Source organism: Pseudomonas baltica (assembly GCF_014235765.1).
Taxonomy (GTDB): domain Bacteria; phylum Pseudomonadota; class Gammaproteobacteria; order Pseudomonadales; family Pseudomonadaceae; genus Aquipseudomonas; species Aquipseudomonas baltica.
Map to the genome: position 1 here is coordinate 185103 of NZ_JACMYH010000004.1, position 18909 is coordinate 204011.

Genomic DNA, 18909 nt, shown 5'->3' on the forward strand with positions numbered 1-18909 from the left:
TGCCAGCGAAGGGCGTCTTACAGCCCGTCGAGCATCGCCTTGTTGCGTACCGCGCCCTTGTCGGCGCTGGTGGCCAGCAGGGCATAGGCCTTGAGTGCGGTGGTCACCTTGCGTGGGCGCACCTCGACCGGCTTCCAGCCTTTCTTGTCCTGCTCGGCACGACGGGCAGCCAGTTCGGCATCGTCCACCAGCAGGTTGATCGAGCGGTTGGGAATGTCGATCAGCACCTTGTCGCCGTCCTGCACCAGGCCAATGGCACCACCTGCCGCCGCTTCAGGCGATGCATGGCCGATCGACAGACCGGACGTGCCGCCCGAGAAACGTCCGTCGGTGAGCAGCGCGCAGGCTTTGCCCAGGCCCTTGGACTTGAGGTACGACGTCGGGTAGAGCATCTCCTGCATGCCCGGCCCACCCTTGGGGCCTTCGTAGCGGATGATCACGATGTCACCGGCCTGCACTTCGTCGGCGAGGATGCCACGCACCGCGCTGTCCTGGCTTTCGAAGATCTTGGCGTTGCCCTCGAACACGTGGATGGACTCATCCACGCCGGCGGTCTTCACCACGCAGCCATCCATTGCGATGTTGCCGTAGAGCACGGCAAGGCCACCTTCCTGGGAGTAGGCGTGTTCGAAGCTGCGGATGCAGCCGTTTTCGCGGTCGTCGTCCAGGGTGTCCCAGCGGGTCGACTGGCTGAAGGCGGTTTGCGTCGGTATGCCACCGGGGCCGGCCTTGAAGAAGTGGTGCACCGCTTCGTCGGTGGTCTGGGTGATGTCCCACTTGGCGATGCCTTCGGCCATGCTGCGGCTGTGCACGGTCGGCAGGTCGGTGTGCAGCAGGCCGCCACGGGCCAGCGAGCCGAGGATGCTGAAGATGCCGCCAGCGCGGTGCACGTCTTCCATATGGTATTTCTGAATGTTCGGCGCGACCTTGCACAGCTGCGGCACGGTACGCGACAAGCGATCGATGTCGCGCAGGTCGAATTCGATCTCGGCTTCCTGGGCAGCGGCCAGCAGGTGCAGGATGGTGTTGGTCGAACCACCCATGGCGATGTCCAGCATCATGGCGTTTTCGAATGCCTTGAAGTTGGCGATATTGCGCGGCAGGACCGACTCGTCGTTCTCGCCGTAGTAGCGCTTGCACAGCTCGACGATGGTACGGCCCGCCTGCAGGAACAGCTGCTCGCGATCACTGTGGGTCGCCAGGGTGGAGCCGTTGCCCGGCAGGGCCAGGCCCAGGGCTTCGGTCAGGCAGTTCATCGAGTTGGCGGTGAACATGCCTGAACACGAACCGCAGGTCGGGCAGGCGCTGCGCTCGTATTCGGCGACCTTTTCATCCGAAGCGGTATCGTCGGCGGCAATCACCATGGCGTCGACCAGGTCCAGGCCGTGGCTGGCCAGCTTGGTCTTGCCGGCTTCCATTGGCCCGCCGGAAACGAAGATCACCGGAATGTTAAGGCGCAAGGCGGCCATCAGCATGCCAGGAGTGATCTTGTCGCAGTTGGAGATGCACACGATGGCATCGGCGCAGTGGGCGTTGACCATGTACTCGACCGAGTCGGCGATGATCTCGCGGCTGGGCAGGGAATACAGCATCCCGTCGTGACCCATGGCAATGCCGTCGTCCACGGCAATGGTGTTGAATTCCTTGGCCACGCCGCCGGCGCGCTCGATTTCGCGTGCAACCAGCTGACCGAGATCCTTGAGGTGCACATGCCCCGGCACGAACTGGGTGAACGAGTTGGCGATGGCAATGATCGGTTTCTTGAAATCGTCGTCCTTCATGCCAGTGGCACGCCACAGCGCGCGGGCACCGGCCATGTTGCGACCGTGGGTGGACGTTTTCGAGCGATAGTCAGGCATGGAACGACTCCGGGCGGCTAATCGGGTTGCAATGAGGGATTGAGCTTTTCCTGGTCCGCGGCACGCTCGGGCGGTGTGTTGCCGTGCTTGCGGATGAGGCCGGTAACGCTGCGGGATCGCCACGCGTTCGGCCGAGCTCATAAACCCGCCGGGGGATGATTGGCGATGAGTAGGACGATTCTACACCCATGGGGGAAGGATGGAACGTGGGGCAGGGCAAGTAATCGGCAGTAAGGCCTGACGCAGCCAGGCCCTCTTGATTCTCCGTAGGAGCGGTCTGTGGCCGCGAACCAGGCGCCGCGGTGCATCAGCCAGTGCACGTCGTCCTTTTCGCGGCCGATGACCGCTCCCACGGGCGACACAATTCTCTGTAGGAGCGGTCCGTGGCCGCGAACCAGGCGCCGCGGTACGTCAGCTATTAGGCAACAACCGGCACGTAATGCTCTTGATGTACCGCGTTTCCGGAATCGCTGGATGCACCGGATGGTCCGGGCCCTGGCCGCCGCGTTCCAGCAGCTGGATGTTGCGGTCCAGGTGGCGGGCGCTGGTCAGCAGGATGTTCTGCAGGTCGTCTTCGGGCAGGTGCATGGAGCACGACGCGCTGACCAGGATGCCGTCCTTGCTGAGCAGGCGCATGGCTTGCTCGTTGAGACGGCGGTAGGCGCCTTCGCCGTTCTTCAGGTCTTTCTTGCGCTTGATGAACGCGGGCGGGTCAGCCACGATCACGTCGAAGCGTTCTTCGGCGGCCTTCAGCTCTTTCAAGGCTTCGAACACATCGCCTTCCACACAGGTGACTTTTTCGGCGAAGCCATTGAGCGCGGCATTGCGCTCGACGCCGTCCAGGGCGAAGCCCGAAGCGTCGACGCAGAACACTTCGCTGGCGCCGAAGGCACCGGCCTGCACGCCCCAGCCGCCGATGTAGCTGAACAGGTCGAGCACACGCTTGCCCTTGACGTAGGGCGCCAGGCGCGCGCGGTTCATGCGGTGGTCGTAGAACCAGCCGGTCTTCTGGCCTTCCATCACCGGCGCTTCGAACTTCACGCCGTTCTCTTCCAGGGCGACCCATTCCGGCACCACGCCAAAGGCGCTTTCCACGTAGCGTTCCAAGCCTTCGGCATCACGCGCGGCCGAGTCGTTCTTGAACAGAATGCCGCTGGGTTTGATCACCTGGATCAAGGCGGCCATCACATCGGCCTTGTAGCGTTCCATGGTGGCCGAGGCCAGCTGCACCACCAGGATGTCGCCGAAGCGATCCACCACGAGACCCGGCAGCAGGTCGGAATCGCCGAATACCAGGCGATAGAACGGCTTGTCGAACAGGCGCTCGCGCAACGACAGACACACGTTGAGGCGGTGCACCAGCAGCGACTTGTCCAGGCTCAGCTTGACGTCGCGCGACAGCAAGCGAGCGCAGATCAGGTTGTTCGGGCTCATTGCAACCACGCCCAGGGGCTTGCCACCCGCCGCTTCGAGAATGGCCTGATCGCCCGCCTGGAACCCGTTCAGCGGAGTGGCGGCCACGTCGATCTCGTTGCTGTAGACCCACAGGTGGCCGGCGCGCAGGCGGCGGTCGGCGTTGGCTTTGAGGCGAAGGCTGGGCAGGGACATGAAGTCGCTCCGGAAAAAAGAGCGGGAGTATAACCTGCCGTCCCCGTCGCCGACGGCTCATTCGACAAATGACCCGGTGCGCACGGTGGGCGCTGCGGGGCTTAGCGGTTAGAATCTCAGGGTGTCCGAGGCGTCGAGCCTGGGCACGGTTGCCTATCGATCCGCGTTTCGCATCAGGGGCCCCATGCCTGAATTACCCGAAGTAGAAACCACTCGCCGGGGCATTGCCCCGCACCTGGAAGGGCAGCGCGTGAGCCGCGTGATCGTCCGCGACCGGCGCCTGCGCTGGCCGATTCCCGAAGATCTGGATGCGCGGTTGTCCGGGCAGCGGATCGTGGCCGTCGAGCGGCGGGCCAAGTACCTGTTGATCAACGCCGAAGTCGGCACCTTGATCAGCCACCTGGGCATGTCGGGCAACCTGCGCCTGGTCGAAGCCGGCCTGCCGGCGCTCAAGCACGAGCATGTCGACATCGAGCTGGAATCGGGCATGGCCTTGCGCTACACCGATCCGCGGCGTTTCGGCGCCATGTTCTGGAGCCTGGATGCGCTCAACCACACATTGCTCCAGGGTCTGGGCCCCGAACCGTTGACCGAGCTGTTCGACGGCGAACGGCTGTTTCAGCTGTCGCGTGGCCGCAGCATGGCGGTCAAGCCGTTCATCATGGACAACGCGGTGGTGGTCGGGGTGGGTAATATCTATGCGACCGAAGCGCTGTTCGCCGCCGGTATCGACCCGCGCCGCGCGGCAGGGGGCATATCGCGCGGCCGCTACCTGCGCCTGGCGGTCGAGATCAAGCGCATCCTGGCCTACGCGATCGAACGCGGTGGTACCACGTTGCGCGACTTCATCGGCGGGGATGGCCAGCCGGGCTACTTTCAGCAAGAATTGTTCGCCTATGGCCGCGGTGGGCAGCTGTGCAAGGTCTGCGGTACCACCCTGCGCGAGGTCAAGCTGGGCCAGCGTGCCAGCGTGTATTGCCCGCGCTGCCAGACATGATCCGGCTGCGCGCGGCCTGCACAATGGCGGGCAGCTGATATAGTTACTTGCATCCCTGATGACCCCATCGCAAATCGCAGTCGCCCCACGTGAGCAGAAGGATTGTGCCATGAACCTGTTTCGAACCCTGTCGCTGGCGCTGGTCGTCAGTTTCGGCCTGCACGTCGTGCCGGCCACTGCCGCCGATTCGAGCATGAGCACCAGCAGCGGTGACCCGACCTACCAGATCCAGAATCCGCCGGCCTATGCCATGATCGGCGATCTGCTGATCGCGCGGCCGCTGCTGGTGGCCGCCACTATCGTGGGCGCGGGGCTGTTCGTGATCGCATTGCCGTTCACCGCCGCCGGTGGCAACGTCGGCGCCAGCGGCAAGGCCTTGGTGGTCGATCCGGGCAGGGCCGCCTTCGTGCGTTGTCTGGGCTGCACGCAGAGCGGCTACGGCAACCGCGACTGAGCCTGTCGCTGGCGCATCTGCCAGCGCGCTGGAATCAATGCTTGCCGGTGATCTGCTTGTACTTGGCCATCAGCTGTTCCTGGGATTCAGGATGCGCTTCGTCCAGCGGTATGCAGTCCACCGGGCAGACCTGCTGGCACTGTGGCTCGTCGTAGTGGCCTACGCATTGGGTACACAGGTTGGGATCGATCACGTAGATCTCTTCCCCCTGGGAAATGGCAGCGTTCGGGCACTCGGGTTCGCAGACGTCGCAGTTGATGCAATCGTCGGTGATGATAAGGGACATGAAGACTCCGGCCCGAGACAACGGCCCAGGCATGTGAAAACCAATGGGCGCAATTGTGCCGCATTAGCGCCCGCAGTGCACGCGGGCGCAACCTTTGCCGGCTACTTGTTGCTGAAGCGCAGGGTGAGCGCCTCGGCCACGGCCGGGTGGACGAACTTGGTGATGTCTCCACCCAGGGCCGCAATTTCCCGCACCAGCGTCGACGAAATGAAGGAATAGCGTTCCGAAGGGGTAAGGAACAGGCTTTCCACGTCCGGGGCCAGTTGCCGATTCATGTTGGCCAGCTGGAACTCGTATTCGAAATCGGACACCGCCCGCAGGCCGCGCAGCAACACGTTGGCGTTCTGCTCCTTGGCAAAGTGCGCGAGCAGGGTCGAGAAGCCCACGACCTCGACGTTCGGCAGGTGCCGCGTCACTTCGCGGGCCAACTCCACCCGTTGCTCGAGGGCGAACAGGGGGTTTTTCTTGGGGCTCGCGGCGACCGCGATGATCACGTGATCGAACAGGCGCGAGGCGCGTTCGACCAGATCACCGTGACCCTTGGTGATCGGGTCGAAGGTACCTGGGTACAACACTCGGTTCATCACGGCGTCCTGGCGGGAATCTGTTGGGGAATGCGATGGTATCGCAGCCGGAGAGGTGGGCCAAGCCTGCATCCATGGCGCAATGCAAGCAGGATCGCCTGTGGCACGCTGTCGCGGTGGTCGACCGCTCGTTGTACGATGGCCGCCAGCCCCGACGCGCCGCGCGAACGGGTGTGCCGACTGCTACAGTGATTCATGCCGCGATCGATCTTGCCCGAGCTTTTCCAGCTGCGCGCAGGTCCATCATTCATCCCCGCCGGAGTCCTTCATGCCCCTCGCGCAACTGATCAGCCCGCAAGCGCTCGCCGAACATATCGATTCCCCCGGATGGGTCCTGCTCGACTGCCGCTACAGCCTGGAAGACGCCGATTACGGCCAGCGCAGCTATGCCGAGGGCCACATCGCCGGTGCCTGTTTCGCCGACCTGGGCCGTGACCTCAGCGCCCCGGCGGTCAGGGGCGTCACCGGGCGTCATCCGCTGCCCGAGCCTGGACAGTTGCAGGAACGGCTGCAGCGTTGGGGCATCGATGCAGACAGTCGGGTGGTTCTCTACGATGACGGGCCGGGTGCCTATGCGGCACGTGCGTGGTGGCTGCTGACCTGGCTGGGCAAGCGCGACGGCGTCTTCCTTCTCGACGGCGGGCTGGCGGCGTGGCATGCCGCCGGACTGCCTTTGAGTCTGGATGCGGCGTCCACCGATCCAGGCGATTTCATCGCGGCGCCCGACAACGAGCGTGTGGTCGATGCGGCCCAGCTGCAGGCGCGCCTGCAAGCGCCCGGGTTGACCTTGCTGGACGCACGCGCATTGCCCAGGTTTCTGGGCGAGGTCGAACCCATCGACCCTGTGGCGGGGCATATTCCCGGCGCACAGTGCGCAGCCTTTACCGAGAACCTGGGGCCCGATGGGCGCTTTCTCCCTGTGGAGCAGTTGCGTGAGCGGTTCGATGCTCAACTCAAGGGCCGTCCTGTGGAACAGGCCGTGGCCTACTGCGGCTCGGGCGTCACCGCCTGCCACAACCTGTTCGCCATGGCCCTGGCGGGCTACCCGTTGGCGACGCTGTATCCAGGCTCCTGGAGCGACTGGATCACCGACCCGCAGCGGCCCGTGCAGAAGGGGCCATGAACTCGATCCACTGGTTCAGCCATTGCGGTATGCGCCGCTCCAGATAATAGCCGGGGTTGCGCAGGCTGCCATCGACGAAGCCGACGTGCCCGCCCCGCGCATGCAGTTCGAACTCGATGCAGGGCGACATCTCCTCGGCGGTGGGCAGGCTGTGGGGAAACACGAACGGATCGTCCTTGGCCTGGATGATCAGCGTGGGTTTGGCGACGCCGCCCAGGTAGTACCGACTCGACGAGCGGCGATAGTAGTCCTGGGCATCCTTGAAACCGTGCAGCGGAGCCGTGACCTGCCCGTCGAAATCCCAGAAGGTCCTGATGCCCTGCAGCGAGCCCAGCGCTTCGAGCGCGGCCAGTCCCTCGTGCTGCCCCTCGTGCTGGAAGCGGCTGCGCTTGTCGGTCAGGTAGCCGAGCATGGCGCGCATGAAATGCGCCTGGTACACCCTGGAAAACCCCTGGGTCATGCGGTCGGCACACTGGTCCAGGCGAAACGGCACCGATACCGCCACCGCGGCCTGCAATGGGCTGTTCGCTCCGCTTTCACCCAGGTGCTTGAGCAGGATGTTGCCACCCAGTGAATAACCGACGGCGTAAAGCGGCGCCAGGGGTCGTTGCCTGCCCAGGTGGTCGAGTACGTGCAGCAAGTCTTCGCTGGCGCCGGAATGGTAGCTGCGCGCCAACAGGTTGGGCTCGCCGGAGCAGCCGCGCCAGTTGACGGCCACGCTTGCGCAACCGTGCAGCCCCAACTGCCGTTGGAGGCCGGCGACGTAGGGCGAGTTGGATGATCCGGTCAGGCCGTGCAATACCAGCACCAGTGGCGCATGGGGTGCGTGTGGGCCGTGCCAGTCGAGGTCGACGAAGTCGCCGTCCTCCAGCCACAGGCGTTCGCGCTCGCGCGCCAGTGCCGGTTGCTTGCGCCACAAAGGGCCCCACAGCGTCTGTAGATGCGGGTTGCCCAGCCCAAGGGCCGGGCGGAAGCTGGGGTGTGTTGCGTTCAACGTGGCTGCCTTGGCAAGCCTGTGTCAGCCACGCTGCCACAGGGAGTAGTAAACCTGTCCGGCTTTCTTCTCGCGGTGCAGGCGCCATGTTGCCGGCATCTGCAGCGCAGAGGGCGGTGCCTCGCTCTCCGTGTAGATCCAGGCTCGCGCGGCCAGCCAGCCTTTGTCTTCAAGCAGTGTGCAGGTGGCTGGCAGCAGGTTCTGGTGGAAAGGGGGGTCGAGGAACACCAGGTCGAATGCGCTTGGGGTCTGGGTTTCCAGGTACTTGAGCGCATCGCTTTGCAGCAACTGGCCCGTGGCGCAACCGAGCAGATCCAGATTGTGCCGAAGGCTGGAAATGGCACTGGCATTGGCATCCAGTGCCAGTGCCATGCTGGCGCCGCGCGACAGCGCTTCGAGGTACAGCGCGCCGCTGCCGGTGAAGGCATCCAGCACCCTGGCACCTTCGATGTGCGCTGCCAGCCAGTTGAACAGTGTTTCACGCACCCGGTCCGGGGTAGGGCGCAGACCGGGCGCTTCCGGGAAGCTCAGTTTGCGGCTGCGCCACTGGCCGCCAATGATGCGCAGGTGGCCTTGGCCACCATGGGGTTGCTTGGTTTTGACGCTGGCCATCAGTGCTCCGGTACGCCGAGCGGTTGCTCATTGGGTGTGTCCGTAGGGGCCGGCAACGGTTGCTGCGCAACCTTGGGGCCAGCCGTGACGATCACCAGTTTATCGGCATCCAGATGTTTGTTCATCGCAGCTTTCACCTGCTCCACGGTCAGCGCCTGGGATTGCTGCAGGAAGTCTTCCATCCAGGTCAGCGGCATGTCGTAGAAACCGGTGGCGCCCAGTTGCGCGACGATGCTCGCGTTGCTGGCATTGGATAGCGGGAAGCTGCCGGCTTGTTCGCGTTTGGCGTTGTCCAGCTCTTCCTGGGTGGGGCCGGTCTTGAGGTAATCGCGCAGGATGTCCTGCACCAGCTTCAAGGTGCCGTCGCCGAGCTCGGCACGGGTCTGCAGGTTGATCAGGAACGGACCGCGCACCTGCATCGGCGTGAAGCCCGAGTACACCCCATAGGTCAGCCCGCGTTTTTCCCGGACCTCGCTCATCAGGCGGGTACCGAAGGAACCGCCGCCCAGGATCTGGTTGCCCATGGACAGCGCGGCGAAATCCGGGTCCTTGCGGTCGATGCCCAGCTGCGCGATGAACATCTGCGTCTGCTTGGACGGGAAGTCGATATGGGTCACACCGGCTGCGGGCGCGGCTGGTTGCGCCGGCTTGGCCAGCGCAGGGCCCTTGGGCAGGGCGCTGGATACCTGTGCGGCGATCTGCTCGGCTTCGCCGCGCGACAGGTCGCCGACGATGGCGATCACCGCGTTGCCTGCAGCATAGGCACGTTGATGGAAGGCCCGCAGCTGCTCGATGCTCAGACGCGGCAGGCTCTTGGCGTCGCCCTCGCTGGGGTGTGCATACGGATGGCTGCCATACAGCTGCGTGAACAGCTCGTTGCTGGCCAGCTTGGCAGGGTTCTGCTTCTGGAATTCGAAGCTGGCGAGCAGTTGGTTCTTGATGCGTACCAGGGCGTCTGCCGGGAAGGTAGGTTTGCCGACGACCTCGGCGAACAGCTTGAGGGCAGGGGTGCGCTTGTCGGTATCGCTGAGGCTGCGTAACGACGCGACGGCCATGTCGCGATAGGCACCGTTGGAAAAGTCCGCGCCCAGGCCTTCGAAGCCTTGGGCGATGGCGCTGACGTCCTTGCCGGCCACGCCTTCGTTGAGCATGGCATTGGTCAGCACGGCGATGCCGGGATGGTTCTGATCCTGACTGCTGCCGGCGGCGAAGGTAAGCCGCAGGTCGAACATCGGCAGCTCATGGGCCTCGACGAACAGGACCTTGGCGCCTTCGGCGGTTTTCCAGCTTTGAATGTCGAGGCGGCGATGGCTGGGTGCGGTGTTGCCCTGCTCGCTCACCGATTGCAGGCCGCGCGCGGGTTGGCCAGCGCCGGTGGCGTCCGCAGCCTGGACGGCGAAAGTGGCCAGGCAGCCGACTAGCACCAGAAGGGTCGAGCCAGCCAGGAGGCGACGGGGGGTGGTGGGCTCACTCATGAGCGGCTTCCTCTGGCAGAACGTGGGCGATACTCAAGCGATCGCGGGTGAAATAGGTGCGTGCGGCGCTCTGGATGTCCTGCGGCGTCACGCTCTTGAGGTCTTCGAGTTCGCTGTCCATGAGTTTCCACGACAGCCCCACGATTTCGAGCATGCCGATGGTGGTGGCCTGGCTGCTGATGGAGTCGCGGCTGTAGACCAGGTCGGCGATGACCTGAGCGCGCACGCGCTCCAGCTCGTCGGCCGAGGGCGGCGTGGTCTTGAGCTCGTCGAGCAGTTTCCAGAGGCCTTTCTCGACATCGGCGAGGGTTTTTTTCTTCTGCGCATTGGGCGTCGCGGAAATGAAGAACAGACTGTCGCCGCGGGTGAAGGCATCGTACCGGGCGCCGCCGCTGGAGATCAGTTCCTCGCCGCGTTCGAGGCGTGTGGCCATGCGCGCGCTGTAGCCGCCGTCGAGCAGTGCGGAAATCAGCCGCAGGGCCTGGACATCGCGCGGCTTGTCGGCAGTGGCCAGGGCTGGGACGTTGAAGCCGTACAGCAGGCTCGGCAGTTGAGTGCGGACATGCAATGTGGCCAGGCGCTGGCCGGGGTTGGCCAGTTCCAGCGGGATCTTCGCCGGTGGGGTGGGGCGCCGGGCGATGTTGCCGAAGAAACGTTGGGCCAGGGCCTTGACCTCGTCTGGCTTGACGTCGCCCACCACCACCAGGGTGGCGTTGTTGGGCACGTACCAGGCCTGGTACCAATGGCGCAGCTCTTCGACCTTCATGCGTTCCAGGTCGGCCATCCAGCCGATGGTGGGCGTGTGGTAGCCACTGGCCGGGAAGGCCATGGCCTTGAAGATCTCGTACGCCTTGGCGCTGGGCTTGTCGTCGGTGCGCAGGCGGCGTTCTTCCTTGATGACTTCGATTTCCCGAGCGAATTCTTCGGCGGGCAGGCTGAGGCTGGCCATGCGGTCGGCTTCGAGGTCGAACGCCACGGCCAGGCGGTCCTTGGCCAGCACTTCGTAATAGGCGGTGTAGTCGTCGCTGGTGAAGGCGTTTTCTTCGGCGCCGAGGTCGCGCAGGATGCGCGAGCCTTCGCCGGGGCCCAGTTTGTCGGTGCCCTTGAACATCATGTGTTCAAGGGCGTGGGACAGGCCGGTCTGGCCGGGGGTTTCGTAGCTGGAGCCGACCTTGTACCAGATCTGGGAAACCACCACCGGGGCGCGGTGATCCTCGCGCACGACGACCTTGAGGCCGTTGTCCAGGGTGAATTCGTGCGTGGGCTGTGTATCGGCGGCAAAAGCCGCCAAAGGCAGGCTGAGCGTGCAGAGCAGCAGGCCTGCGGCGCGGCGGGCGAGGACATTCATGGGATTCAGAACCTTGAGAGCTGCCCGCGTGGCCTTAGCGTCTACGGGCGAGGAGGTGCTAGGATACTGATCCGGTTCGCTGGGGGCCATGCCTGGAAGGCATGAACCTGCCCGGGCAACTCGACAAAATGTTGCGCGTGAACGAGCCGGCGTAAAAGCAGTCTGTGTTGCGTCTTCGAATTTTTTCCGACTCGCCGCCTGGCGCGTCGCTACCTTGAGATAGCCGTCTTCCATGTTTGGTTCCAACGACGACAAAAAGACCCCGGCCCCGGCCGGTGAAAAGAAAGGCCTGTTCGGATGGCTGCGCAAGAAGCCGCAGACACCTGTCGCCGAACAGCCGCCAACCCCTGCCGCCCAGGATCTGCCTGCAGCAGCCGACGCCGCTGCCGAGGCGATCCCGCAGGCTTCCGTGGAAGCTGCAGTGGCGCTCGCACCGGAGCCGGTTCTGGCGCCGCAGGCCGAGCCCGCTGCCGCACCGCTCGAGCAGCCTGCCCCGCACGGCCTGGTGCTCCCGGTTCCCGAGGAGCCCGTGGCGCTGGTCGAGGACGATGCCCCGCAAACGCCGCCGGTCATTGCTCCGCGGCCGGAAGCGCCGGCCCCGGTGGTCGTCGAGCCTGCTCATGTTCCTGTTTCGCCACCAGCGCCTGCGGCGCCCAGCGCGCCAGCCCCCGTACCTGCGCCACCGTTGCCAGTGCAAATGCCCGTGGCAACCGTCGCTGCGCCCCGTGTCGAAGCGCCGACGCCTGCCGTTGCTGCCGCGCAACCTCCAGGGCAGACCAAGACCGGCTTCTTCGCCCGCCTCAAGCAGGGCCTGGCCAAGACCAGCGCCAGCCTTGGCGAAGGCATGGCCAGCCTGTTTCTGGGCAACAAGATCATTGACGACGACCTGCTCGAAGAGCTGGAAACCCGCCTGCTGACCGCCGACGTCGGCGTCGAGGCCACGTCGGTGATCATCCAGAGCCTGACCCGCAGGGTGGCACGCAAGGAACTGACCGATGCCGCCGCCTTGTACAAGGCTTTGCAAAGCGAGCTGACCGCCCTGCTGCGGCCGGTCGAGCAGCCGTTGGTGATCAAGGCCGAGCACCAGCCGTTCGTGATTCTGGTGGTGGGCGTCAACGGCGCCGGCAAGACCACCACCATCGGCAAGCTGGCCAAGAAGCTGCAGCTCGAAGGCAAGAAGGTCATGCTGGCGGCGGGTGACACTTTCCGTGCCGCAGCCGTCGAGCAGTTGCAGGTGTGGGGCGAGCGCAACAATATCCCGGTCATCGCCCAGCACACCGGTGCCGATTCCGCCTCGGTGATCTTCGACGCCGTGCAGGCCGCCAAGTCGCGCGGTATCGATGTGTTGATCGCCGACACTGCAGGTCGTCTGCACACCAAGGACAACCTGATGGAAGAGCTGAAGAAGGTCCGTCGGGTGATGGGCAAGCTTGACGAGCAGGCGCCGCACGAAGTGCTGCTGGTGCTCGATGCCGGTACCGGGCAGAACGCGATCAACCAGGCCAAGCAGTTCAACCAGACCGTGGCCTTGACCGGCCTGGCCCTGACCAAGCTCGACGGCACCGCCAAGGGCGGGGTGATCTTCGCGCTGGCCAAGCAGTTCGGCCTGCCCATTCGCTACATCGGCGTGGGCGAGGGCATCGATGACCTGCGTACCTTCGAGGCAGAACCCTTCGTCCAGGCCTTGTTCGCCGAGCGGGAGCCTTCATGATTCGATTCGAACAGGTTGCCAAGCGCTACCCCAACGGCCATGTCGGTCTGCATGAACTGAGCTTCCGGGTGCGGCGTGGCGAATTCCTGTTCGTTACCGGTCATTCGGGCGCGGGCAAAAGTACCTTGCTGCGCCTGCTGCTGGCGATGGAACGGCCCACCAGCGGCAAGCTGCTGCTGGCCGGCCAAGACCTGGGACAGATCACCAATGCGCAGATCCCGTTCCTGCGCCGCCAGATCGGCGTGGTGTTCCAGAATCACCAACTGCTGTTCGACCGTACGGTGTTCAACAACATCGCCTTGCCGCTGCAGATTCTCGGCTTGAGCAAGCCGGAAATCGCCAAGAAGGTCGATTCGGCGCTCGAGCGCGTGGCATTGGCGGACAAGGCCGACCTGTACCCCGGCGACTTGTCGACGGGCCAGCAACAGCGCGTGGGCATTGCCCGGGCCATCGTCCATCAGCCAGCCTTGCTGCTCGCCGATGAACCCACCGGCAACCTCGACCCGCGTCTGGCGGCCGAGATCATGGGGGTCTTCGAAGACATCAACCGGCTAGGCACCAGTGTGCTGATTGCCAGCCACGATCTGGCGCTGATCGCGCGCATGCGTCACCGCATGCTGACGCTGCAGCGCGGACGCCTGATCGGTGACGGAGAGGCAGGACAATGAGTGCGACACGCAGCCCCAAGGTCGCGGACCGGGTAGCGCCCAAGGGCGGCGAGCCCACACCGCAGAAGCCGAAGAAACGCCAGCGTGACGAAGACGACGGGCCGCCGTTCAGCAGCTTGCTGCGCGCCTGGGTCGAAAGCCATCGCGCCAGTTGGGTCGACAGCCTGCGCCGTCTGGGCAAGCAGCCGATCGGCAGCTTCTTTACCTGCCTGGTCATGGCCGTGGCCTTGAGCTTGCCCATGGGCCTGTCCCTGCTGCTCAAGAACGTCGAGCGGCTGGGCGGTTCGTGGCAGCGCGCGGCGCAAATTTCGCTGTACCTGGAACTCGATGCCGGCGAGCGCGAGGGCCAGGCCCTGGTGACGCAGATCAAGGGGCTGTCGGGCGTGGCGCAGGCCGAGTTCATCAGTCGCGAGCAGGCGCTGGGCGAGTTTCAGCAGCAGTCCGGGCTGGGCGAGGCGCTCAAGGAGCTGCCCGAGAACCCACTGCCCGGTGTAGTGGTGGTCACCCCGCTGGAAATCGACAAGGCCGCCCTGGAAACCCTGCGCCAGCAACTCGCCGAACTGCCCAAGGTGCAGCAGGCGCAGCTGGACCTGGTATGGGTGGAGCGCCTGGCGGCGATTCTCAAGCTGGGCGACCGGTTCGTGTTCGGCCTGACCCTGCTGCTGGTGTCGGCGTTGCTGCTGGTAATCGGCAACACCATTCGTCTGCACATCGAGAACCGGCGCATCGAAATCGAGGTCATCAAACTGGTAGGGGGCACGGACAGCTACGTGCGTCGACCTTTCCTGTACATGGGGGCGCTGTACGGCTTCGGTGCAGGCATTTTTGCCTGGGGCATCCTGGCCTTCGGCCTGGATTGGCTCAACGATGCGGTCACCGGGCTTTCCGGCCTGTACGGCAGCGACTTCGCCTTGGGTGGAGTTCCCGTCGCCGACGGCTTGTCGCTCTTGCTAGGCGCGGTATTGTTAGGGTATATCGGTGCGTGGATTGCGGTCTGGCGGCACCTGCGCGAACTGGCGCCGCGTTAGCCTCCAACAGATATGTGTGCTGTGTGAACGTGTATTCAAGTTAAATTTATTGTCATTGACCGTTAAAGCGTCATAGGGAACTTGTCCACTGGTTTCCGGTCAATTTTTCGCAGTGCCCACGGGCACGAGTCATGTGAGTCGGAGGTTTTTTCGTATGACCACTTCTTTGCAACCTGCTTATGCACTGGTGCCGGGTGCGAACCTGGAAGCCTATGTGCACACGGTGAACAGCATTCCCTTGCTGACACCCGAGCAGGAGCGTGAACTGGCCGAGAGTCTCTACTATGAGCAGGATCTTGGAGCGGCTCGGCAGATGGTGCTCGCTCACCTGCGTTTCGTCGTGCATATCGCGCGCAGCTATTCGGGCTACGGCCTGGCTCAAGCCGACCTTATCCAGGAAGGCAACGTCGGCCTGATGAAGGCCGTGAAGCGTTTCAACCCGGAAATGGGTGTGCGCCTGGTGTCGTTCGCCGTGCACTGGATCAAGGCTGAAATTCACGAGTTCATTCTGCGCAACTGGCGCATCGTCAAGGTGGCGACCACCAAGGCGCAGCGCAAGCTGTTCTTCAATCTGCGCAGCCAGAAGAAGCGTCTGGCCTGGCTGAACAACGAGGAAGTGCACCGCGTGGCCGAAAGCCTCGGTGTGGAGCCGCGTGAAGTCCGCGAGATGGAAAGCCGTCTGACCGGCCATGACATGGCCTTCGATCCGGCTGCCGAAGCAGACGACGACAGTGCGTTCCAGTCCCCGGCGAACTATCTGGAAGACCATCGCTACGACCCGGCGCGCCAACTCGAAGACGCCGACTGGAGCGACAACTCCAACACCAACCTGCACGAAGCCCTGCAGGTGCTGGACGATCGCAGCCGTGACATCCTCTACCAGCGCTGGCTGGCCGAGGAAAAGGCGACGCTGCACGAGTTGGCCGAGAAGTACAACGTGTCGGCCGAGCGCATTCGTCAGTTGGAAAAGAGTGCGATGAACAAGCTGAAGGTTTCGATCGCGGCTTGATGTGATGTGTCGAATTGAAAAGCCCCGACTGGTTCGGGGCTTTTTGTTGCCTGGCAGGAAGTCTTTGCTGGAGAGGGCTTGCCGCACTCTCACACAGACGTGGCCTAATCCGCCCAGGGCGCCGGTCGCGGCATGTTGAGGCGCAGAAGATAGTCATGCCCGCCCAGTTGGCCCATTTGCTGGCGGATCCAGCCCGCGCGGCGAGCCACGTAAGGGCTGGGCCGGCTGGCGCTCCAGTTGCGCGGGTTGGGCAGCACGGCGGCCAGCAGGCTGGCTTGCTGGCGGGACAGTTGAGCCGCGCCCACGCCGAAATGATGCCGCGCGGCCGCTTCGGCGCCGAACACGCCGTCATCCCATTCCGCACTGTTGAGGTAGACCTCGAGGATGCGCTGCTTGGACCAGAACATCTCGATCAGACCGGTGAACCACGCCTCCAGGCCTTTGCGCAACCAGCTGCGGCCCGACCATAGAAATACGTTCTTCGCCACCTGCTGGCTCAGAGTGCTGGCACCGCGCAGCGAGCCACCTTCTTCGTTGTGCGCAAACGCTGCACGGATGGCGGCGATGTCGAAGCCCCAATGCTCGGCGAAACGTTGATCTTCGCCGGCGATCACCGCCACCTTGAGATCGTCGGCAATGTTCGCCCAGGGTTGCCAATCGCGTTGCAGGTCGATCGGCTGGCCGTCGATCAAGGATTCGATCTTGCGTTCGGCCATCAGCATGGTGCCCGGCGGTGGAATGAAGCGAAAGATCACCACCACGGCCACGCTTGCGGCGACGAACCAGAGCAGGGTCTTGCACAGACGGCGGAAGAAGGATTGCAGCATGAAGGGCTTGGCCTGGCCGGGTGAGCGGGCCATTATACAGACCCTGCAGTGCAACACGGCTTTATGAGGACACACCTGGATGCTGCGTACGTTCATGATGCTGGCTGCGTTCTTCGGCTTTACCGGTGTAGCGCTCGGCGCCTTCGCCGCCCACGGTTTGAAGAACCGCCTGAGCGCCGAGTACCTGGCCATTTTCCAGACCGGCGTCAGCTATCAACTTATCCACACATTGGCGTTGTTCGGGGTCGCGCTGCTCAGCGTCCATGTGCCAGGGCGCCTGGTGGGCTGGGCGGGCGCGCTGTTCTGTCTGGGTATCGTGTTGTTCTCGGGCAGCCTGTATCTGTTGACCCTGACCGGCGTCAGCAAGCTGGGTATCGTGACCCCGTTCGGCGGCCTGGCCTTGCTCGCCGGTTGGCTGTGCCTGGGTATGGTCGCCTGGCGCCTGGGCTGATCGCGCGGGTGGTCGGCTTGGCCTTGGGAATCCTCGGCGATCGGGCTAGAATGGCGACCCCCAAAAAATGATGGCTGCCGACCGCATGCGCATTCAATTGAACGGCGACCCTTTCGAACTTCCCGACGGCGAAACCGTTGCCGGGCTGCTGGTCCGTCTCGAGCTGGTCGGCCGCCGCGTGGCCGTCGAGCTGAACCAGGACATCGTCCCGCGCAGCCAGCACGGTGACACCGTACTGGGCGAGGGCGACCAGATCGAAGTGGTTCACGCCATCGGCGGCGGCTGATCGAGTCGCCGGCACCTTCCACGTTCGTATCTTTACCTCAGCAGAGGAATTCCGATGAGCAATGCTCGCATTGACAAGCCATTCACCCTGGCCGGTCGCACCTTCGAGTCGCGCCTTCTGGTCGGCACAGGCAAGTACCGCGACCTCGAGCAGACGCGCCTGGCCATCGAAGCCTCGGGCGCCCAGATCGTCACGGTCGCCGTGCGCCGCACCAATATCGGCCAGAACCCCGGCGAGCCGAACCTGCTCGACGTGCTGCCGCCGGATCGCTACACCATTCTGCCCAACACCGCCGGTTGCTACGACGCCGTGGAGGCGGTGCGCACCTGTCGCCTGGCCCGCGAGCTGCTCGATGGCCACAACCTGGTCAAGCTGGAAGTGCTGGCCGACCAGAAGACCCTGTTTCCCAACGTGATCGAAACCCTCAAGGCCGCCGAAGTGCTGGTCAAGGACGGTTTCGACGTGATGGTCTACACCAGTGATGACCCGATCATCGCCCGCCAGTTGGCCGAGATCGGCTGCATCGCAGTCATGCCGCTGGCTGGCTTGATCGGCACTGGCCTGGGTATCTGCAACCCGTACAACCTGCAGATCATCCTGGAAGAGGCCAAGGTCCCGGTACTGGTCGATGCCGGCGTGGGTACCGCGTCCGACGCCACCATAGCCATGGAACTGGGCTGTGAAGCGGTGCTGATGAACTCGGCCATCGCCCACGCGCAGGATCCGATCATGATGGGCGCGGCCATGAAGCACGCCATCATTGCCGGGCGCATGGCCTATCTGGCCGGGCGCATGCCGAAAAAACTCTATGCCAGCGCCTCTTCGCCGCTGGATGGCCTGATCAAGTAAGAGCCCCCGATGACTGACTCGCAAGAAACGCCAACGTCCAACGAAGGCGAACCGCGCCAGCACCGCGCTATCAAGAGCTTCGTGATGCGCGCCGGACGCATGACCGAAGGTCAGCAGCGTGGCCTGGACCAGGGCAAGCCGCTGTTCGTGCTGCCACTGACCGATGAACCGGCCGACTTTGACCAGGTGTTCGGCCGCACTGCGCCGCGCACCCTGGAGATCGGCTTCGGCATGGGCCACTCGCTGCTCGAGATGGCAGCGGCCTCGCCGGAGCTGGATTTCATCGGTGTTGAAGTACACCGGCCTGGCGTTGGCGCGCTGCTCAACGGCGTCCTGACCCAGGGCCTGAAAAACCTGCGGGTCTACGACTGCGATGCCATCGAAGTGCTCAAGCAGTGCGTTGCCGACAACAGCCTGGATCGCCTGCTGCTGTTTTTTCCGGACCCCTGGCACAAGGCGCGCCACCACAAGCGGCGCATCGTCCAGCCGGCGTTCGCCGAACTGGTTCGCAGCAAGCTGAAAGTCGGTGGTGTGCTGCACATGGCGACCGATTGGGAACCCTATGCCGAGTACATGCTGGAAGTCATGAACGTTGCGCCCGGTTACCGCAACCAGGCGGCCGATGGCGGTTGCGTACCGCGTCCGGCCGAGCGGCCGGTGACCAAGTTCGAACGCCGCGGCGAGCGGCTGGGGCATGGGGTGTGGGATCTGAAGTTCGAGAAGGTCGATTGAGGCTCACG

General features: G+C 64.2%; 20 protein-coding genes. 11 read left to right on the forward strand and 9 right to left on the reverse strand.

Features of this window, described 5'->3' with window-relative positions; all coding sequences use genetic code 11:
* Nucleotides 1-17: 17 nt before the first annotated feature.
* Both ilvD and H7993_RS15285 read right to left on the reverse strand, forming a co-directional pair.
* Nucleotides 18-1859: a dihydroxy-acid dehydratase gene (gene ilvD, locus H7993_RS15280; RefSeq protein WP_122480534.1), complete on the reverse strand. Its 1842-nt coding sequence runs from the start codon at nt 1857-1859 to the stop codon at nt 18-20.
* 411 nt (nt 1860-2270) lie between these two features.
* Nucleotides 2271-3467 carry a class I SAM-dependent rRNA methyltransferase gene (locus H7993_RS15285; RefSeq protein ID WP_122480530.1) on the reverse strand — a complete coding sequence of 399 codons (1197 nt, stop codon included), beginning with the start codon at nt 3465-3467 and terminating at the stop codon, nt 2271-2273.
* A 184-nt stretch (nt 3468-3651) separates the two neighbouring features.
* On the opposite strand from H7993_RS15285, the gene mutM reads away from it, so the two are divergent.
* On the forward strand, nt 3652-4464 hold the full coding sequence (gene mutM / locus H7993_RS15290) for a bifunctional DNA-formamidopyrimidine glycosylase/DNA-(apurinic or apyrimidinic site) lyase (RefSeq protein WP_185794899.1): 813 nt from the start codon (nt 3652-3654) through the stop codon (nt 4462-4464).
* Nucleotides 4465-4573: 109 nt separating this feature from the next.
* Entirely contained in the window at nt 4574-4918 is a 345-nt protein-coding gene (locus H7993_RS15295; protein WP_185794900.1) for a multidrug transporter, read from the forward strand.
* Between the two features lie 34 nt (nt 4919-4952).
* Here the strand turns inward: H7993_RS15295 and H7993_RS15300 are convergent, their stop codons facing one another.
* Both H7993_RS15300 and coaD read right to left on the reverse strand, forming a co-directional pair.
* Complete coding sequence (locus tag H7993_RS15300; RefSeq protein ID WP_043191560.1) at nt 4953-5204, reverse strand: YfhL family 4Fe-4S dicluster ferredoxin; 252 nt, start codon at nt 5202-5204, stop codon at nt 4953-4955.
* Nucleotides 5205-5305: 101 nt separating this feature from the next.
* Nucleotides 5306-5788 carry a pantetheine-phosphate adenylyltransferase gene (gene coaD, locus H7993_RS15305; protein WP_122480527.1) on the reverse strand — a complete coding sequence of 161 codons (483 nt, stop codon included), beginning with the start codon at nt 5786-5788 and terminating at the stop codon, nt 5306-5308.
* A 268-nt stretch (nt 5789-6056) separates the two neighbouring features.
* Between coaD and H7993_RS15310 the strand changes: the two genes are divergently transcribed.
* A complete protein-coding gene (locus tag H7993_RS15310) occupies nt 6057-6911 on the forward strand; it encodes a sulfurtransferase (RefSeq protein ID WP_185794901.1) in 855 nt (284 codons plus the stop codon).
* Here H7993_RS15310 and H7993_RS15315 read toward each other — a convergent pair.
* Genes H7993_RS15315 through H7993_RS15330 form a run of 4 tightly spaced genes read right to left on the reverse strand, consistent with a single transcriptional unit; the run spans nt 6874 to nt 11340 of the window.
* Nucleotides 6874-7905, reverse strand: coding sequence for a hydrolase (locus tag H7993_RS15315; RefSeq protein WP_185794902.1), 1032 nt, complete (start codon nt 7903-7905; stop codon nt 6874-6876). The two genes, H7993_RS15310 and H7993_RS15315, sit on opposite strands and share 38 nt — an antisense overlap.
* Before the next feature lie 24 nt (nt 7906-7929).
* Nucleotides 7930-8517 carry a 16S rRNA (guanine(966)-N(2))-methyltransferase RsmD gene (rsmD, locus tag H7993_RS15320; RefSeq protein ID WP_185794903.1) on the reverse strand — a complete coding sequence of 196 codons (588 nt, stop codon included), beginning with the start codon at nt 8515-8517 and terminating at the stop codon, nt 7930-7932.
* On the reverse strand, nt 8517-9992 hold the full coding sequence (locus H7993_RS15325; protein ID WP_185794904.1) for a M16 family metallopeptidase: 1476 nt from the start codon (nt 9990-9992) through the stop codon (nt 8517-8519). The genes rsmD and H7993_RS15325 overlap by 1 nt, the downstream gene beginning before the upstream one ends.
* On the reverse strand, nt 9985-11340 hold the full coding sequence (locus H7993_RS15330; protein WP_185794905.1) for a M16 family metallopeptidase: 1356 nt from the start codon (nt 11338-11340) through the stop codon (nt 9985-9987). Before H7993_RS15330 ends, H7993_RS15325 begins: the two co-directional genes overlap by 8 nt.
* 232 nt (nt 11341-11572) lie before the next feature.
* On the opposite strand from H7993_RS15330, the gene ftsY reads away from it, so the two are divergent.
* The 4 genes from ftsY (at nt 11573) to rpoH (ending at nt 15756) form a co-directional block, all read left to right on the forward strand.
* Entirely contained in the window at nt 11573-13051 is a 1479-nt protein-coding gene (gene ftsY, locus H7993_RS15335; RefSeq protein WP_185794906.1) for a signal recognition particle-docking protein FtsY, read from the forward strand.
* Nucleotides 13048-13719 (forward strand): cell division ATP-binding protein FtsE, encoded by a 672-nt coding sequence (ftsE, locus tag H7993_RS15340; RefSeq protein ID WP_122480520.1) that lies wholly within the window; start codon nt 13048-13050, stop codon nt 13717-13719. Before ftsY ends, ftsE begins: the two co-directional genes overlap by 4 nt.
* Nucleotides 13716-14747 carry a permease-like cell division protein FtsX gene (ftsX, locus tag H7993_RS15345; protein WP_122714503.1) on the forward strand — a complete coding sequence of 344 codons (1032 nt, stop codon included), beginning with the start codon at nt 13716-13718 and terminating at the stop codon, nt 14745-14747. Before ftsE ends, ftsX begins: the two co-directional genes overlap by 4 nt.
* 154 nt (nt 14748-14901) lie before the next feature.
* A complete protein-coding gene (rpoH, locus tag H7993_RS15350) occupies nt 14902-15756 on the forward strand; it encodes an RNA polymerase sigma factor RpoH (RefSeq protein ID WP_043191535.1) in 855 nt (284 codons plus the stop codon).
* Between the two features lie 104 nt (nt 15757-15860).
* Here the strand turns inward: rpoH and mtgA are convergent, their stop codons facing one another.
* Nucleotides 15861-16583: a monofunctional biosynthetic peptidoglycan transglycosylase gene (gene mtgA, locus H7993_RS15355; RefSeq protein WP_122480672.1), complete on the reverse strand. Its 723-nt coding sequence runs from the start codon at nt 16581-16583 to the stop codon at nt 15861-15863.
* A gap of 79 nt (nt 16584-16662) precedes the next feature.
* On the opposite strand from mtgA, the gene H7993_RS15360 reads away from it, so the two are divergent.
* The 4 genes from H7993_RS15360 (at nt 16663) to trmB (ending at nt 18901) form a co-directional block, all read left to right on the forward strand.
* Entirely contained in the window at nt 16663-17034 is a 372-nt protein-coding gene (locus tag H7993_RS15360; protein WP_122480518.1) for a DUF423 domain-containing protein, read from the forward strand.
* Between the two features lie 70 nt (nt 17035-17104).
* The gene (thiS, locus tag H7993_RS15365; RefSeq protein ID WP_342030363.1) at nt 17105-17320 is read left to right on the forward strand and encodes a sulfur carrier protein ThiS; all 216 of its coding nucleotides are present in this window, start codon (nt 17105-17107) and stop codon (nt 17318-17320) included.
* Between the two features lie 54 nt (nt 17321-17374).
* Entirely contained in the window at nt 17375-18169 is a 795-nt protein-coding gene (locus H7993_RS15370; RefSeq protein ID WP_122480517.1) for a thiazole synthase, read from the forward strand.
* 9 nt (nt 18170-18178) lie between these two features.
* The gene (trmB, locus tag H7993_RS15375) at nt 18179-18901 is read left to right on the forward strand and encodes a tRNA (guanosine(46)-N7)-methyltransferase TrmB (protein ID WP_122480516.1); all 723 of its coding nucleotides are present in this window, start codon (nt 18179-18181) and stop codon (nt 18899-18901) included.
* Nucleotides 18902-18909 lie beyond the last annotated feature (8 nt).

Excerpts from the sequence above, each read along its gene's own strand:
- ilvD (WP_122480534.1), bottom strand. The coding sequence starts at position 1,859 with ATGCCTGACTATCGCTCGAAAACGTCCACCCACGGTCGCAACATGGCC.
- H7993_RS15285 (WP_122480530.1), bottom strand. The coding sequence starts at position 3,467 with ATGTCCCTGCCCAGCCTTCGCCTCAAAGCCAACGCCGACCGCCGCCTG.
- mutM (WP_185794899.1), top strand. The coding sequence starts at position 3,652 with ATGCCTGAATTACCCGAAGTAGAAACCACTCGCCGGGGCATTGCCCCG.
- H7993_RS15295 (WP_185794900.1), top strand. The coding sequence starts at position 4,574 with ATGAACCTGTTTCGAACCCTGTCGCTGGCGCTGGTCGTCAGTTTCGGC.
- H7993_RS15300 (WP_043191560.1), bottom strand. The coding sequence starts at position 5,204 with ATGTCCCTTATCATCACCGACGATTGCATCAACTGCGACGTCTGCGAA.
- coaD (WP_122480527.1), bottom strand. The coding sequence starts at position 5,788 with ATGAACCGAGTGTTGTACCCAGGTACCTTCGACCCGATCACCAAGGGT.
- H7993_RS15310 (WP_185794901.1), top strand. The coding sequence starts at position 6,057 with ATGCCCCTCGCGCAACTGATCAGCCCGCAAGCGCTCGCCGAACATATC.
- rsmD (WP_185794903.1), bottom strand. The coding sequence starts at position 8,517 with ATGGCCAGCGTCAAAACCAAGCAACCCCATGGTGGCCAAGGCCACCTG.
- H7993_RS15325 (WP_185794904.1), bottom strand. The coding sequence starts at position 9,992 with ATGAGTGAGCCCACCACCCCCCGTCGCCTCCTGGCTGGCTCGACCCTT.
- H7993_RS15330 (WP_185794905.1), bottom strand. The coding sequence starts at position 11,340 with ATGAATGTCCTCGCCCGCCGCGCCGCAGGCCTGCTGCTCTGCACGCTC.
- ftsY (WP_185794906.1), top strand. The coding sequence starts at position 11,573 with ATGTTTGGTTCCAACGACGACAAAAAGACCCCGGCCCCGGCCGGTGAA.
- ftsE (WP_122480520.1), top strand. The coding sequence starts at position 13,048 with ATGATTCGATTCGAACAGGTTGCCAAGCGCTACCCCAACGGCCATGTC.
- ftsX (WP_122714503.1), top strand. The coding sequence starts at position 13,716 with ATGAGTGCGACACGCAGCCCCAAGGTCGCGGACCGGGTAGCGCCCAAG.
- rpoH (WP_043191535.1), top strand. The coding sequence starts at position 14,902 with ATGACCACTTCTTTGCAACCTGCTTATGCACTGGTGCCGGGTGCGAAC.
- mtgA (WP_122480672.1), bottom strand. The coding sequence starts at position 16,583 with ATGCTGCAATCCTTCTTCCGCCGTCTGTGCAAGACCCTGCTCTGGTTC.
- H7993_RS15360 (WP_122480518.1), top strand. The coding sequence starts at position 16,663 with ATGCTGCGTACGTTCATGATGCTGGCTGCGTTCTTCGGCTTTACCGGT.
- thiS (WP_342030363.1), top strand. The coding sequence starts at position 17,105 with ATGGCTGCCGACCGCATGCGCATTCAATTGAACGGCGACCCTTTCGAA.
- H7993_RS15370 (WP_122480517.1), top strand. The coding sequence starts at position 17,375 with ATGAGCAATGCTCGCATTGACAAGCCATTCACCCTGGCCGGTCGCACC.
- trmB (WP_122480516.1), top strand. The coding sequence starts at position 18,179 with ATGACTGACTCGCAAGAAACGCCAACGTCCAACGAAGGCGAACCGCGC.